The organism is Vibrio mexicanus, assembly GCF_001012815.1.
Lineage (GTDB): Bacteria > Pseudomonadota > Gammaproteobacteria > Enterobacterales > Vibrionaceae > Vibrio > Vibrio mexicanus.
Genome location: NZ_JYJP01000112.1, coordinates 15700 through 29230 on the forward strand (window position 1 = coordinate 15700; position 13531 = coordinate 29230).

Genomic DNA, 13531 nt, shown 5'->3' on the forward strand with positions numbered 1-13531 from the left:
CTATTTAGCTCTTGATCGACTCAGCGACTTACTTGGCAATGAAATGCTGCTGTAGGTAGTGCGCTACGGCGTCGTCTGCGCTTGAACCAATCACTTCGTTGTCTGGCAGTGCTTGGAATACTTTCTCATGGGACGTGCCCATGACTAGGCCTTTACCCGCCATAGACAGCATTTCAACATCATTCATGCCATCGCCAAACGCAATGCAGTTTTCTAGGTTGTGACCCAATGATTCTGCAACCGCTTTTAACGCATCACCTTTAGAGACAGAAGCACACATTACTTCCAGACACCAAGGCGTTGAAAATGCTACGTTGATTTTGTCGCCAAACTTCTCAATCAATTTTTGCTCGTATGTCACCAAGTGCTCATGATCGTGCTCTGGGTGCGTAAAGAATATTTTAGCGATGCCGTCAGTAGGCGCTGCGTCGTGATCGAACAGCTTATAGCTAAAACCAGTTTCTGAGTGGAAGGTACGTAAATACTCGTCGTCTTGATTCAGTCTCCAATCATCATTGTGGTACAGATGAATCATAATGCTCGGATCGTTTTTGATCACGTCGATCACAGGTTGCACTAGCTCTGGTGCGACGTTTTGGCTGTAGACTAGTTGATCTTCGGTATCGTGTACGCGAGCACCATTTGACGTGATCATATAAGCAGGAATGCCAACAGAGTCACGAATACCGCTCACATCCACATGGTGGCGGCCAGTCGCAAAGATAAAGGTATAGCCGCTATCGTGCAGCGATTTCAGAGTCTCTTTACTGAACTCAGAAAGCTGGTGGTTTGGGCCAAGTAGCGTGCCGTCCAGATCAGAAGCTACGATGCGGATTGGTGTCTCATTAGATGCGGTGGTCATAAAACCCTCATTGAATACTTTCGATGACATTTGGGCGTGTTTACCTTTCGCGGTTAAATTTTGTTCGAGATAAAATCGTTTTAGGCGCGGCGAAGACTTTGTAGCCTAGTTATTCTAAGCAAATAGTCTTCAACAAAGCATAAAACGATTTTAGCCGAACCCTTCGGGCAGCCTTTGTGGTTCATTTCTACTGCGTTATCGGCTTTTCATGTAGGCTAACTACATATTAAAGCCTCTGCCTTGTATAAATTTCCCACAAAGAACTGCAAAAATCATCTCGAAAGGCCAACACGTCCTAGGAACAGGTCTGTGTCAATTGAACGAATAGTATACGCGAGTAAAGAGGAAATAATGAGGTAATTGTTTTAACTTTGACATTTCCTCTTTTCTGTTATTGGTGAGCTTTAAAGAAGTCGACTATTCCATTCATGGCTTGATTGCGATACTCATCTTGCTCGAACAACAGTTCATGTTTAGAGCCCTGTATAACCAACATCTCAGCCGCTTTATTGGTTCTTGATAGCTTGCTAAACAAACGGTCTTGATGAGGGTTCGAGACAATGCTCTCTTCGCCAGCTTGCATGATTAGCATAGGAATCGAAATTTGACGGGTTTGTTGCAGGCTCTGCTTACAAGCCATTAGCCCTTGCCATACCCAGCGAGTGGTTGGCCCGCCTAGCTTGAGCTGCGGCATGGTTTCGTAGAGATCGCGGAACCAGTGGTAGCGTATATGGCTTTGACTCAGCGGATTAACATCAAACGGTTTAGGGTAGTACTCTTTATGGCCCGGTGCGTAAACAGGTTGGCCTTTCAATCCGGTGATTAATTGCGCGTAAGGTAAGGCGATTGGACGCAAATAGCTTGGCATATTAACGCCAAACATTGGCGCGCTGAGCGCAACCGCATTAAATTGAGCGTTGGCATCGTCATGGTATTGGGTTTGCAGATAGCGCGTGGCGATGGTGCCACCCATAGAGTGAGCCAGCAGATATCGCTGGTCATATTGCCCTAAGCTGAAGTGCTTGATGACGTTGTCGAGATCTTTGATGTAGTCATCAAACTCTTCTACGTAGCCCATTTGTGGATCGTCAATTAGCCTGTCAGACAGTCCTTGCCCGCGATGATCGTAAGAATAGACATCGTAACCTTGTGAAAACAGGTCATAAAACAGCTCTTGGTATTTCCACGCCGATTCAATACGACCATTAACCACGACAATGGCTTTGCTATGGCTGGGGTGAGTTAACTTACACCAGAAAAGCTTGCGCTTATCAAAGGTGCGTAGATAGCCCTCTTCCCTTGTTTTCCACAAGTCAGAAATATCCGTATTGATTGCTTGCTCAAACTGAGACTCTTGAGTATAAGGAGAGATATTCGTGCTTGCGACGTCCATAGTGTTCCTAGGAATAGTGTTGCGGGCTTACGTTTACAGACCCGAGAAGTCAAATTATGTGTGGCTTGCGCCTTTTAGTCGAGGAGAAATGTTATGGAACTGCATGTTTGGTTAGCTTATGTCGTTACCGCCATAGTATTTAGTTTAGCGCCAGGTTCAGGCACAGTGAACTCTATTAGCAATGGCTTGAGTTACGGTACTCGAAAATCACTGGCAGCGATTGCTGGTCTGCAAATTGGCTTGGCTTTCCACATTATTTTGGTGGGCGCGGGCATTGGCGCACTAGTAGCAAAATCGGCGATGGCATTTAGCGTGATCAAATGGGCGGGCGTGGCTTATTTGGTCTGGCTAGGTATTCAAAAGTGGTGTGATAACAGCAATTTGCAAGCGACACAAGGTGAGTGCAATCGCACCAGCTGGCAACTAATGCGCAGTGCGGTGTTGATTAACCTAACAAACCCTAAATCGATTGTGTTCTTAGTCGCGCTGTTCCCACAGTTTATTGATCCAACGAAAGACCAAGTGGTGCAACTGGCTATTTTAGGCGCAACGACTGTGGTGATCGACAGCATTGTCATGCTGGGTTACACCTCGCTCGCGTCACAAATGGGACGTTTTATTCGCTCTGAACGTGTGATGGGTAAAATAAATCGAATCTTTGGTTCAATGTTCGTTGGATGTGGGGCATTATTAGCGACAGCAAAATCGTAATAAAACCTTTTATAACAGTGGATTAGTTCTAGATGCATCACACTTATGTCGCCAGGCAACCGATCTTTAATGCCAAGCGCCAAACCCTAGGGTATGAGTTGTTGTTTCGTGATGGCGAGAAAAATGCGTTTCCAGCGCACATTGAGTCTAACCGAGCGACCTACCGGCTGATTGTCGAGAACTTCCTTTCGATTGGAACTAATCCCGCTATCTCTAGTTCTCGCTGCTTCATCAATTTCCCTTACCAAAGTTTGGTGCGTGGTTTACCTAAATGCTTGCCAAAAGAGCAGATCGTTGTGGAAGTGCTAGAGAGCTGTCCCCCAATGATGAGCTGTTTGATGCACTCAAAGATTTGCAGCAGCATGGCTACCTGATTGCGCTCGATGACTTCGTTTATTCGCCGGAGTGGGAACGTTTTCTTCCTCTGGTGCATATCATAAAGCTCGACATAATGGCGATGGGGCTTGAACCCGCGTGTGAGTTCGTTAAGCAAAGACGTAAAAAGGGCAGTAAACGACTGTTTCTTGCCGAACGTGTAGAAACAGAAGAAGAGTTCACAACGGCGCGATCGGCAGGGTTTAACTTCTTCCAAGGCTACTTCTTTAGCAAACCAGAAATGGTGCAGACTAAGTACGTCAGTCCAGAGCAGGTGCTGGCGATGGAGCTGTTTAAAGAAGTGTGTCGCCCAGAGGTCGATTTTGAAAAGATCGAGCAAATCGTAGCGAAAGATGTTGCGCTTTCCTACAAGTTACTGCGGTTTGTGAATACCTTATCCAATCGCCTTGAGGTGACGATTTCTTCGTTTAAACAGGCGCTTGTCTATCTTGGCCAAGATCGGCTTAAGTTGTTTGTATCACTCGCAGTGGCTTCCTTTATCTCAGCGAAAAAACCCAAAGAGTTGTATCACTTATCGCTGCAACGCGCTCAATTTTGTTCCTTGATGTCGCGCACTCAGCACTTTTCCCAGTATCAGGAGCAAGCGTTTCTGATTGGTTTATTCTCTTTACTAGATGCCTTGCTTGATTTGTCTTTAGAGCAACTGGTTAATCAGTTGCCGCTACATAAAGCGGTAAAAGTCGCACTGCTCGAGCGTCAGGGGCCGTTAGGTAAGCTATTGAGTGTCGAAGAGTGCTACGAGAAAGCCGATTGGGATGGATTGATCGCTAATTGCGAACAACTGAACTTGTCGGTTAATGATGTGCTTGGCAAGCTAAATGAAGCGCAGAGTTGGAGCCAGAACGTGCATCAATTGGTCTAGGTCATCGCAAGAACATTCAAGTGTGAAGTTTTTATGACAAGCTAGGAGACGTTGTTGACGTCTCCTTTTTTTAAGCTAATATATGCGCATATCCATATATGAGTATATCAAATGTTACCACATCAGTTTTTTAAACTACTGTCTGACGAAACGCGAGTTCGCTGCTTACTGCTGATCATGCGTGAAGAGTGCTTGAGTGTGGGGGAGCTGACTCATGCACTTCAAGAAAGTCAGCCAAAAATTTCTCGTCATCTGGCTCAATTACGATCGAGCGGGATGTTAGTCGATGTTAGACAAGGGCAGTGGGTTTTCTACCGTCTGTCCGATGATTTACCGGGTTGGATGAATAAGTTGATTGAAGACTTGGTCGCATCTAACTGCTTACGTACTGAATATTTGCAAGATATTGAGCGCATTCAAGCGATGTCGAATCGCCCTGTATGTTGCGTGTAATAAAAAAGAGATGAAATTATGACTATCAAAGTAGGTATTAATGGTTTTGGCCGTATCGGCCGCTTGGCACTTCGCGCTGCTTTCGATTGGCCAGAGCTAGAATTCGTTGTGATTAATGACGTAGCAGGCGATACCGCAACGTTGGCACACCTTCTAGAGTTTGATTCTGTACAAGGTCGTTGGAACCATGAAGTCACTGCGGAAGGTGATGAGATGATCATCGCTGGCCAGCGCATCAAAACAATCCAAGAGCGTGATATTGATGCGATTGATTGGTCTGGCTGCGACGTGGTTATTGAAGCAACGGGTGTTCACCGTAAGACGTCTTTCTTGAACAAATACCTAGAGCAAGGCGTTAAGCGTGTTGTGGTTTCTGCACCAGTAAAAGAAGACGGTGTTGCGAACATCGTAGTCGGTGTGAACGACAATATCTTTGACCCAGCAGTACACAAAATCGTCACAGCGGCATCTTGTACTACTAACTGTATTGCGCCTGTTGTGAAAGTGATTCACGAGAAGCTAGGCATTGAGCAGTCGTCATTTACGACAATTCACGACCTAACGAACACGCAAACTATCTTGGATGCGCCACACAAAGACCTACGTCGTGCACGCGCTTGTGGTATGAGCCTAATCCCAACCACAACGGGCAGTGCAAAAGCGATTGTTGAAATCTTCCCTGAACTTGAAGGCAAGATTAACGGTCACGCGGTTCGCGTTCCTCTGGCTAACGCGTCTTTGACGGACATTATCTTTGATGTAAGCCGTGATACCACTGCAGAAGAAGTGAACGCTCTTTTGAAAGAAGCTTCTGAAGGTGAACTGAAAGGCATTCTAGGCTTTGAAGCGCGCCCGCTGGTTTCTATCGATTACAAAGGTGACCAACGTTCAACGATTGTTGATGCACTATCAACTATGGTAGTTGGCGGCCGCATGGTGAAAATCTACGCTTGGTACGATAACGAAATGGGCTACGCAACACGTACTGCAGAGCTTGTTCGTAAAGTCGGTTTGGCATAAGAGGAAATTAGCGATGACACATCCAACATGGCAACTTGATTTAGATAATGGTGCATTAATCCTGACTCCGTGCCCGGGTACTAAAGAGGCTGATCTTGATGCTTCGTTAGCGCAGCTTAAAGAGCAAGGCGTTGAAGCGATTGTTACAGCGCTTGATGATGCCGAGTTAGCAAGCAAAGACGTTGCGGCGCTTGGCGAGAAAGCGCAAGCACTGGGCATGCAGTGGTTCCAGATCGAAATTGAAGACGACTGCGCACCGGGTGAAGAGTTTGCGGCTAAATGGCAAGCGGCAAGTCCTGCGCTGCATTCTGTCGTTGATAACGGCGGTAAAGTTGCAATGCACTGTATGGGTGGTTCGGGTCGTACCGGTCTGTTTGCTGCTCATCTGCTATTGGAAAAGAACTGGCCACTTGAAAAGATCGTTCAAGAGGTTCAAGCACTTCGCCCTGGTGCATTTACTAAGCCAGTGCAAGTGGACTACATCCAGTCAGTTGCTAAATAAGTAACGTTAAGTCTACCTTTCTGAGCTTCTGGGTTGTGATGATCCAAAAGCTCTTTTCCCTCTATTCGGTCGTTGATTATGATTGCTCAACTCGATAAAAGTATTCGTCAATACATTCTCGTTACCTTCAACTATTGGAACTTCACCCTGACTGACGGTGCCTTGCGCATGCTGGTGGTGTTGTACTTCCATGATTTAGGTTACAGCTCGCTGGCGATTGCCTCGCTTTTCCTTTTCTATGAGTTCTTTGGCGTGGTGACTAACCTCATCGGTGGCTGGCTAGGTGCAAGGTTGGGTTTGAACAAAACCATGAACATTGGCTTAGGCATGCAAATCTTCGCGCTGGCGATGCTCGCGGTTCCGAGTAGTTGGCTCACTATTCCATGGGTGATGGCGGCGCAGGCTTTATCGGGTATTGCCAAAGACTTGAACAAGATGAGTGCGAAAAGCTCGATTAAGACGTTAGTGCCTGATAATCAGCAAAGTTCATTGTATAAGTGGGTTGCGATCCTAACTGGTTCGAAGAACGCGTTGAAAGGGGCGGTTTCTTCCTTGGTGGAGCACTGCTGATGGCGTTTGGCTTCCAAGTGGCGGTCATAATCATGGCGGCGGTTCTGTGCGCTGTTCTGATTTGCAGTTTGATTTTCCTAGAGAGTGATTTGGGCAAAGCGAAGTCGAAGCCTAAATTTAGCCAAATCTTCTCTAAGTCTGAGTCGATTAACATTCTTTCTGCCGCGCGTATGTTTTTATTCGGCGCTCGCGATGTGTGGTTTGTGGTTGCTCTGCCTATCTATCTAGGTAGCGTATTTGGTTGGGATCATCTGTGGGTGGGTGGCTTCTTGGCTCTGTGGGTGATTGCCTACGGGTTCGTGCAGGCTATTGCTCCGCGAATTACGGGTAAGTCTGATGGTAAGTTACCTAATGGTGACGCGGCGCTGTTTTGGGCGATCTTACTGGCTGTCGTGACGGGCTTGATTGCTCTGGGCGTTCAGTATGAATGGAATCCACAGTTTGTGATTGTGTTTGGCCTGTTGCTGTTTGGTGCCATCTTTGCGGTTAACTCATCGCTGCACTCGTACTTGATTGTTAGCTATGCCAAAGGCGACGGCGTTTCATTGGATGTCGGTTTCTACTACATGGCGAATGCGATGGGACGCTTGATTGGTACCGTTCTGTCAGGCTGGGTGTTCCAAGTTGCTGGTTTAGCAGCGTGTCTGTGGGTCTCATTTGCTTTCCTTGTGCTAACTGCACTGATCTCTATAAAGCTTCCTAAAGTGCGCCCAGTCGCCGTTAACTAGGCCCATTTTCTGACTTAGCATCAACATTAAGCTGACCAAAGCATAGCTTGGTCAGCTTTTTTATTGCTATAGTCAATGACATATACCCAAGTGACTTCAAGATGCATGATTCTGAGCGCTGTCACGGGTTCAAATTCAAGGCAAATGGCGCAGCGGAATAATGCGTTCTTTCCAAGTCATTTAACGCAGAAGTTGAGCCCGTGACACGCTCCCGAAGGGCGAGCTTGCCTAGCTCGCACACTTTGTTAACGATTCTCAACTTAGAACCACTAGATCTTCGAATCGTTGCCGCGTTTGCAAACTAGGCAATTCTCGCTGAACCACGCATCTTGAGGTTACTTGGGTATAGGATCAACTAGATGGCTAAGGGAAGGGAATGAGAGAACGAGTTCTATGCTTTGATTTAATGCGTTGTGTCGCAGCGGTCGCAGTGATCGCCATACACGTCTTGGCGCCTTATCGGGATGAGCTTGGTGTGATTCCTTTTGACCAGTGGGTCACTGCTGTCAGCATTAATGGCGTGTCCCGTTGGGCGGTTCCTGTGTTCATTTTGATCACGGGAGCGCTGATGTTGAGTGATACGCGACCGTTTGACTTCAAATACTATGTAAAGCGCCGCTTGGGTAAGGTGCTTGTCCCTTTCATCATTTGGTCTCTGTTCTATGCTTACTTGTCCGGTTGGACTCTCAGCGGGTTCGACGCTCAAGTCGTCTCTGACACCTTATCAGAAAGCTTAACGCACTCTACCTATTATCATTTGGGCTTTTTCTACTACTTCATTCCTCTCTACTTTGTCATACCATTCTTACAGCTCGCGAAGCGTCATTATGGTGATGATTTCCTTTATGCTTTAACTGGGATTTGGTTGGTCACGACTTTGCTTTACTTACTCAAGATTGAAGGTCCGTGGAGCAATCAATTATGGCTGTACATGGGATACTTACCATTGGGCTACCTACTGTTTACCAAAGTGCCATTAAACCGAGTTAGCACAAGTCTTGCGGCCGGACTCGGTGTACTTGCACTTGTCACAACGTGTGTGATGGTAGTGAATTTGAGTGTTGAGGCTGGTGAGTACACAGTGGCGCGTTGGTTCTCATACAAGACACTCAACGTTGTGTTGGCGGCAAGTATGGTGTTTATGCTGTGTCGCTACTTCGGGGAAGGCTTATCTAGTTGGGCTAATAAGGTAGTGAGCTTGATTAGTCGCCACAGTCTCGGGATCTATATTCTGCATCCGATTTTCTTGTGGCCAATGAAAGAGTTTGGTTGGTATCAGGGACACCCGGCTTGGGTAATCCCTGTTTGGATCTTGATAAGTGGTGCTGGAGCGTTGTTGGTGAGCGGGCTGATTAGTCGCTCATCAAAGACAGCTTGGTTGCTGCCTTAGCGTTTGATAGCAAAGTGCAGGAATTTATCACCTTGGTAGGTTAATGTTCCTTTATCACCCGGGTTCAGTGCGTGGTAGTAGTGAACACCAACTTGGAACTCACGTTTTGGTCCAAGTGAACCGCGTTGAACGTAAATCCAGTACTCTTGGTCATCTTGTCCTGGTGCGGGATTTTCAGCTTCGATCGCTTGTTTATCCAACACTGTGACTTGTACTGATTGTTCCGGCGCATTCTCTCCTTGAATGTGCTTACGGTAGAAGCGGACAAATACCCAAAAAGCGATAGCTATAAGAAAAGCGATAGCAATATATAACGAGATCGGCATGACAAACTCCTAATAAAAAGGCCGCTTATTGTAACGATTTACCCAATTTTGGTTATGTTCCAAGATATATATTCGTTACTTTTAGGGCAGTTAGCAACAAAGTTGCGAGTTAAATCACAAGTCGATAGTTGATTTGTTCGCACAGATCGCATGAAAAGTGGTCGAAAAATAGAGGGGATTATAGAAGAATATTCAAAAGCCCCTAAACTTAATCCTATTGGAGGGAAGCCATGTCAGAAATTGAGAAGGTAGTGGTGCGAACTCGACGTTTAGAAAAGCTACTTAGGGTGCAGTATCACGCTGAAGGAAAAGGGCTTCATCAGCTCATTACTAGCTGTGAAGAGCGCTTGCCCCATGATGTGATTGGGAAGTTACGCTACGTTGCGACTATCCGTAACAAGATTGTCCACGAAGAAGATTATAGCCTCGATAATCGCTCAGAGTTTTTAGCCGTTTGCGACGAGTGTGAAAAAGAGCTGACTCCGCGGAGTGGTCGCTTTATTTGGCGCACGGCTATTACGTTGATGGCATTGATCACGCTAGCTGCTCTCGCTTTTTATTACGCGAATTGGGATATCTTGTCTAAGCATCTGCCGCAGTAAATATTCATTTTTGTTATTTATTGGTTTAACCAATGTTTGCTTGTTAGATCGCCGATTGATGGTTGAATGCTAAACAAAAACGCCAAAGGGACGCATTTGCGTCCCTTTGGCGTTTTTTAATTTGGTACTTAGTAAAGGATTGGCAGTGTCATTAGCCCAACAACTACTGCGATCATTACAAGTCCTTGTTTTTGTGAAGAGGTAATCATAACACTGCTCCTGAATTCTTTTGGTTAACTCTATGGTTAAAAGAATAGCACTAATTTTAGGGGTTGATCAAGTTTTATATTGTCAAGTCTTTGAAAGTCTATGTTTAGTTTTCAATTTTTCGGGGAAATTAGCCGATTTCTTGCCTTGATAATTGTATAAATGAATCGCTTTAAAATTGAACTTGAGTGATGATGTTTATTTTAAATTATTGTTTTTATTGTTTTTTATATGGTCACTTGTTCTGATTGATAGATGGTTCTATCACTTTCTTAAGTTTAGTCTTTTATGGATCTTATTTGGCGAATAATATCAATTTTAGGTCCTTGAAGATACAAGAGCTCGGCCTACTATCGGAAGTGTCGTCACACTTTGTTAGGTGAATGTCTGAAAAAATTTAAGTTTATAAGCCTATGGTTTTACGCGGTTTCTATGCTTTAAAAATTGATGGGAATATATTTAACCTTTTGTTTTTATTTAATTTGTTTTTGTGTTTTCCGAAATTTTACTCTGGGAGTAAGAAGGGATTTAGGTCATTTCTGATAAATTGCTCTATAGTTATGGAGGGTAAATGCTCTATCTGTAGTGAGATGATCAAAACGAGCAGCTAATTTTCCAATCAGGACGCTATTCGAGTTAACGACAATAGAGATCGAACTTTTACCAACAGAGTCTGGACAATCCCTTTTAGCTGCCTACACTGGCGACGAAGTTTGAGAGGGGATAGGCATGTGGAGCCGAGTAACTGTCGCAATGTCTGAATATACTGGCGCGTCAGCAAATACAGAGAGTCATAGTAAACAAGGGCTAGTGTTTAAAACACTGAGCTTACTGTTACTTCTTATGGCGGTGTTAACTCAATCGTCACCGTTGGGTGAAATCACGGTTTGGGTTTCACTGGGCTTGGCTGCGTCTATGGTAGCGGGCGTTTTCTATTTCCTTGGCAACCATCAGAGAATGGCCTTTCTTGGTTTTTTGTGTGCGCAAGCGCTATATAGCAAAGCGTTTTGGCTTCAGCTTGAGGGCGAAATTGTTTGGTGGTTACCTGCCTTGTTGCTCGCGTCTGGCGTGGTTGCGTTTTTCTTGTTGTTGCCAAGGATTGACCGTCTGATTTTCCCCGTTGTGATAATGGGGATGACTTTGGTACAGCTAAGCTGGGCTGCCGGCGAAGTTTGGTTATCCAATCATGAACTCTTCGCTTTATTGGGCTTCATCGGCACTTTGTCACTCACCGTTGCAGCGGTTCTCACCGCACTGAACGATTATTACCGAGCACTACCACACGGTAGGATGCTGATAAGCGGTTTTTATCTGTTAGCACACCTGCTGATCGTCTTCTCTGCGCTCGCTTAGTATGTGCTACTGTTCATTATCTTAAATCAAAGAATTCTTATCTTGTTCGCGTATTCTGGCACTCATATTTAATAGAGGTGCTCGATATGACTAATGAAATTCATGCTCACAATGTATTAAATCTTCTTCGTGACCAGCCGTTATCTGAACAAGAGCTTCGCGATCAGGTTGCCACGCAGTTTGGCCCGAATGCTGCTTTTCGTACCTGCAAAATGAATGGTTTCGATTTAGATGCTCTATTGGCATTCTTCATTGAGCGCGAGAAAATCGTCGCGATCGACGGTAAGTGGGCTCTGAATCAAGCACGCGTTTGTAGTCACTAATCGATAGATGAGTGCATGGTGATTTTGGGTAAGGATCACCTACACTGATAAACGTGGAGTATGTCTTTGGATTAATTCCTATAGAGCCTCGCAACTGAAGGCGACTTAGGTATATACTCCGCGTGATTTTGACTTAAGAGACTTACCGATAATGGAAATACTTACCGCCGCGACCATGTTGTTCTTGATCATGGACCCTCTTGGCAACCTGCCAATCGTCCTGTCTATCTTGAAGCATTTGGATCCTAAACGTCGCCGGAAAGTGTTAGCGCGAGAGTTATTCTTTGCTTTAATTATCCTGATGCTGTTCCTGTTTGCAGGCCAAAGCATCCTGAGTTTCCTTCATGTACAACCAGAAACCTTGAGCATTTCTGGCGGTATCATCCTATTTATCATTGCAATTAAGATGATTTTCCCGAGTGCTGGCAGTATTACTGGCCTTGCCGCAGGTGAAGAACCGTTTATTGTGCCAATGGCCATTCCAATGATCGCTGGTCCATCTGTGATTGCGGCTTTACTGCTACTTTCAAGTCAGCACCCTGATAACATGCTAGAGCTGTCGGCTGCGGTGCTGGTGGCGTGGGGCGCAACCTTCTTTATTTTGATGTTCTATAACTTCTTCCATCGCATTCTTGGTGAGCGCGGCTTGAAAGCGGTTGAGCGTTTAATGGGCTTGCTGCTGGTGATGATCTCTACCCAGATGTTCCTAGATGGTGTGAAAGGTTATCTCGTTAACCGACTTGCTGATAGAAACAAAGAAGGCCGCAAATGCGGCCTTCTTCTGTTATGAGTCATGCTTTTAGAGAACTAAACATGACGGAACCATACTTTACTGAACCATATTTTATTGAATATGGTACAAGCGATAATGAACTTGGCCTGTGGTTTTCTCTCTATGTAGGTGCCAGTTCTCTGGAATGTCTTCAATGGTGAGCTCTTTTTCGACCTCAATGTAGACCATCGCATCTTCGGCTAACCAGCCGTTATCATTAAGTAGCTGCACGGTTTCAGACAATAGCCCTTTACGAAACGGTGGATCGATAAACACCACATCGTATTGTTGGCTTGGCTGCTTTAGGAAGCTAATCGCATCGGTGTTGACCGCTTGCATGTTGTCGGCTTTAAGAACGGAAATGTTGGTGGTGAGCTGCTGATGCGCGCCTTTGTTAAGCTCCACCATAGTGACGAGCTTTGCCTGACGTGACGCGGCTTCAAAACTCAGTCCGCCGGATCCGGCAAACAGGTCCAAACATTTCGCGTTTGGCACGTCTTGCGCGAGCCAATTGAATAGCGTCTCTTTCACTCTGTCTGTGGTTGGACGTAACCCTTCCAAGTCGTGAACCGGGAGTTTTCGACCTCTCCATAGGCCACTAATAACTCGAACAAAGCCTCCTGATGGCTTTTTTTGTGATGTGTTTTGCTGGCGACGTCTTACCATAGATTTTTTGACCGCTAATAAAGTGATACTATATCCAGTCGCCAAGTAATATGACGCTTGGATAGAACCAGAATTGTTAAGTGACAGAGTGTAGCATTTTTCGTAAGCCAAGGTTGGTCTGTGAAATTGTTTTCCCTCTGTCACTCTCTTTTCCTCTTGTTCAAACGAGCAGACAGAAAAGAGAGTCGTAGTGTATTAGATCTAGGAACTCCCCTGATGACTCAGAAGAAAAAGCGCGGATTACTTTCTTGGCTTGGTTTTGGCGAAGAAGAACAAACGAAAACCAATCAAGAGACGGTTGAAGAAGGTGCCGTAGTCGAAGGCCAAGAGGAAGAAGCTCTTGAAGCCGCGTCAGAAGAAAAGCTTGAGGTCGAGCAGCCGGAACCAGAAACTGC

The 13531-nt window shown here is 45.5% G+C and carries 13 protein-coding genes and 2 pseudogenes; 11 read left to right on the forward strand and 4 right to left on the reverse strand.

The annotated features are described in order from the left end of the window. Positions 1–28: 28 nt before the first annotated feature. A complete protein-coding gene (locus UA76_RS17650; RefSeq protein WP_047048886.1) occupies positions 29–862 on the reverse strand; it encodes a Cof-type HAD-IIB family hydrolase in 834 nt (277 codons plus the stop codon). Between the two features lie 391 nt (positions 863–1253). Further along, positions 1254–2255, reverse strand: a complete 1002-nt coding sequence (locus tag UA76_RS17655) for an alpha/beta fold hydrolase (RefSeq protein ID WP_047048888.1) — start codon at positions 2253–2255, stop codon at positions 1254–1256. Between the two features lie 93 nt (positions 2256–2348). Here UA76_RS17655 and rhtB point away from each other — a divergent pair, with 93 nt between their 5' ends. The 7 genes and pseudogenes from rhtB to UA76_RS17690 all read left to right on the forward strand — a co-directional run bounded on the left by rhtB (position 2349) and on the right by UA76_RS17690 (position 8887). Continuing rightward, a complete protein-coding gene (gene rhtB / locus UA76_RS17660; protein WP_047048891.1) occupies positions 2349–2966 on the forward strand; it encodes a homoserine/homoserine lactone efflux protein in 618 nt (205 codons plus the stop codon). Positions 2967–2998: 32 nt separating this feature from the next. Further along, positions 2999–4224: pseudogene (locus tag UA76_RS17665) on the forward strand (EAL and HDOD domain-containing protein). 111 nt (positions 4225–4335) lie between these two features. Beyond that, positions 4336–4677, forward strand: a complete 342-nt coding sequence (locus tag UA76_RS17670; protein WP_047048893.1) for a metalloregulator ArsR/SmtB family transcription factor — start codon at positions 4336–4338, stop codon at positions 4675–4677. 18 nt (positions 4678–4695) lie between these two features. Beyond that, a complete protein-coding gene (locus UA76_RS17675) occupies positions 4696–5697 on the forward strand; it encodes an ArsJ-associated glyceraldehyde-3-phosphate dehydrogenase (RefSeq protein WP_047048896.1) in 1002 nt (333 codons plus the stop codon). 13 nt (positions 5698–5710) lie between these two features. Further along, on the forward strand, positions 5711–6199 hold the full coding sequence (locus tag UA76_RS17680) for a cyclin-dependent kinase inhibitor 3 family protein (RefSeq protein WP_047048898.1): 489 nt from the start codon (positions 5711–5713) through the stop codon (positions 6197–6199). Between the two features lie 78 nt (positions 6200–6277). Then, a pseudogene (arsJ, locus tag UA76_RS17685) lies at positions 6278–7497 on the forward strand (organoarsenical effux MFS transporter ArsJ). Positions 7498–7873: 376 nt separating this feature from the next. Further along, the gene (locus UA76_RS17690) at positions 7874–8887 is read left to right on the forward strand and encodes an acyltransferase (RefSeq protein ID WP_047048901.1); all 1014 of its coding nucleotides are present in this window, start codon (positions 7874–7876) and stop codon (positions 8885–8887) included. Here UA76_RS17690 and UA76_RS17695 read toward each other — a convergent pair. Beyond that, positions 8884–9213: a DUF2500 domain-containing protein gene (locus UA76_RS17695; RefSeq protein ID WP_047048904.1), complete on the reverse strand. Its 330-nt coding sequence runs from the start codon at positions 9211–9213 to the stop codon at positions 8884–8886. The genes UA76_RS17690 and UA76_RS17695 overlap by 4 nt on opposite strands. A 230-nt stretch (positions 9214–9443) precedes the next feature. Between UA76_RS17695 and UA76_RS17700 the strand changes: the two genes are divergently transcribed. The 4 genes from UA76_RS17700 to UA76_RS17715 all read left to right on the forward strand — a co-directional run bounded on the left by UA76_RS17700 (position 9444) and on the right by UA76_RS17715 (position 12488). After that, entirely contained in the window at positions 9444–9815 is a 372-nt protein-coding gene (locus UA76_RS17700) for a hypothetical protein (RefSeq protein ID WP_047048908.1), read from the forward strand. 936 nt (positions 9816–10751) lie between these two features. Further along, positions 10752–11375, forward strand: a complete 624-nt coding sequence (locus UA76_RS17705; protein WP_047048909.1) for a lysoplasmalogenase family protein — start codon at positions 10752–10754, stop codon at positions 11373–11375. A gap of 86 nt (positions 11376–11461) precedes the next feature. Further along, on the forward strand, positions 11462–11698 hold the full coding sequence (locus UA76_RS17710) for a YecH family metal-binding protein (RefSeq protein ID WP_047048912.1): 237 nt from the start codon (positions 11462–11464) through the stop codon (positions 11696–11698). Positions 11699–11849: 151 nt separating this feature from the next. Then, positions 11850–12488, forward strand: coding sequence for a YhgN family NAAT transporter (locus UA76_RS17715; protein WP_047048914.1), 639 nt, complete (start codon positions 11850–11852; stop codon positions 12486–12488). A 54-nt stretch (positions 12489–12542) separates the two neighbouring features. Here the strand turns inward: UA76_RS17715 and rsmD are convergent, their stop codons facing one another. Continuing rightward, positions 12543–13136 carry a 16S rRNA (guanine(966)-N(2))-methyltransferase RsmD gene (rsmD, locus tag UA76_RS17720; RefSeq protein ID WP_047048920.1) on the reverse strand — a complete coding sequence of 198 codons (594 nt, stop codon included), beginning with the start codon at positions 13134–13136 and terminating at the stop codon, positions 12543–12545. Between the last annotated feature and the right edge of the window lie 395 nt (positions 13137–13531).

Excerpts from the sequence above, each read along its gene's own strand:
- UA76_RS17695 (WP_047048904.1), bottom strand. The coding sequence starts at position 9,213 with ATGCCGATCTCGTTATATATTGCTATCGCTTTTCTTATAGCTATCGCT.
- UA76_RS17675 (WP_047048896.1), top strand. The coding sequence starts at position 4,696 with ATGACTATCAAAGTAGGTATTAATGGTTTTGGCCGTATCGGCCGCTTG.
- UA76_RS17715 (WP_047048914.1), top strand. The coding sequence starts at position 11,850 with ATGGAAATACTTACCGCCGCGACCATGTTGTTCTTGATCATGGACCCT.
- UA76_RS17670 (WP_047048893.1), top strand. The coding sequence starts at position 4,336 with ATGTTACCACATCAGTTTTTTAAACTACTGTCTGACGAAACGCGAGTT.
- UA76_RS17680 (WP_047048898.1), top strand. The coding sequence starts at position 5,711 with ATGACACATCCAACATGGCAACTTGATTTAGATAATGGTGCATTAATC.
- UA76_RS17700 (WP_047048908.1), top strand. The coding sequence starts at position 9,444 with ATGTCAGAAATTGAGAAGGTAGTGGTGCGAACTCGACGTTTAGAAAAG.
- rhtB (WP_047048891.1), top strand. The coding sequence starts at position 2,349 with ATGGAACTGCATGTTTGGTTAGCTTATGTCGTTACCGCCATAGTATTT.
- UA76_RS17690 (WP_047048901.1), top strand. The coding sequence starts at position 7,874 with ATGAGAGAACGAGTTCTATGCTTTGATTTAATGCGTTGTGTCGCAGCG.
- UA76_RS17710 (WP_047048912.1), top strand. The coding sequence starts at position 11,462 with ATGACTAATGAAATTCATGCTCACAATGTATTAAATCTTCTTCGTGAC.
- rsmD (WP_047048920.1), bottom strand. The coding sequence starts at position 13,136 with ATGGTAAGACGTCGCCAGCAAAACACATCACAAAAAAAGCCATCAGGA.
- UA76_RS17705 (WP_047048909.1), top strand. The coding sequence starts at position 10,752 with ATGTGGAGCCGAGTAACTGTCGCAATGTCTGAATATACTGGCGCGTCA.
- UA76_RS17655 (WP_047048888.1), bottom strand. The coding sequence starts at position 2,255 with ATGGACGTCGCAAGCACGAATATCTCTCCTTATACTCAAGAGTCTCAG.
- UA76_RS17650 (WP_047048886.1), bottom strand. The coding sequence starts at position 862 with ATGACCACCGCATCTAATGAGACACCAATCCGCATCGTAGCTTCTGAT.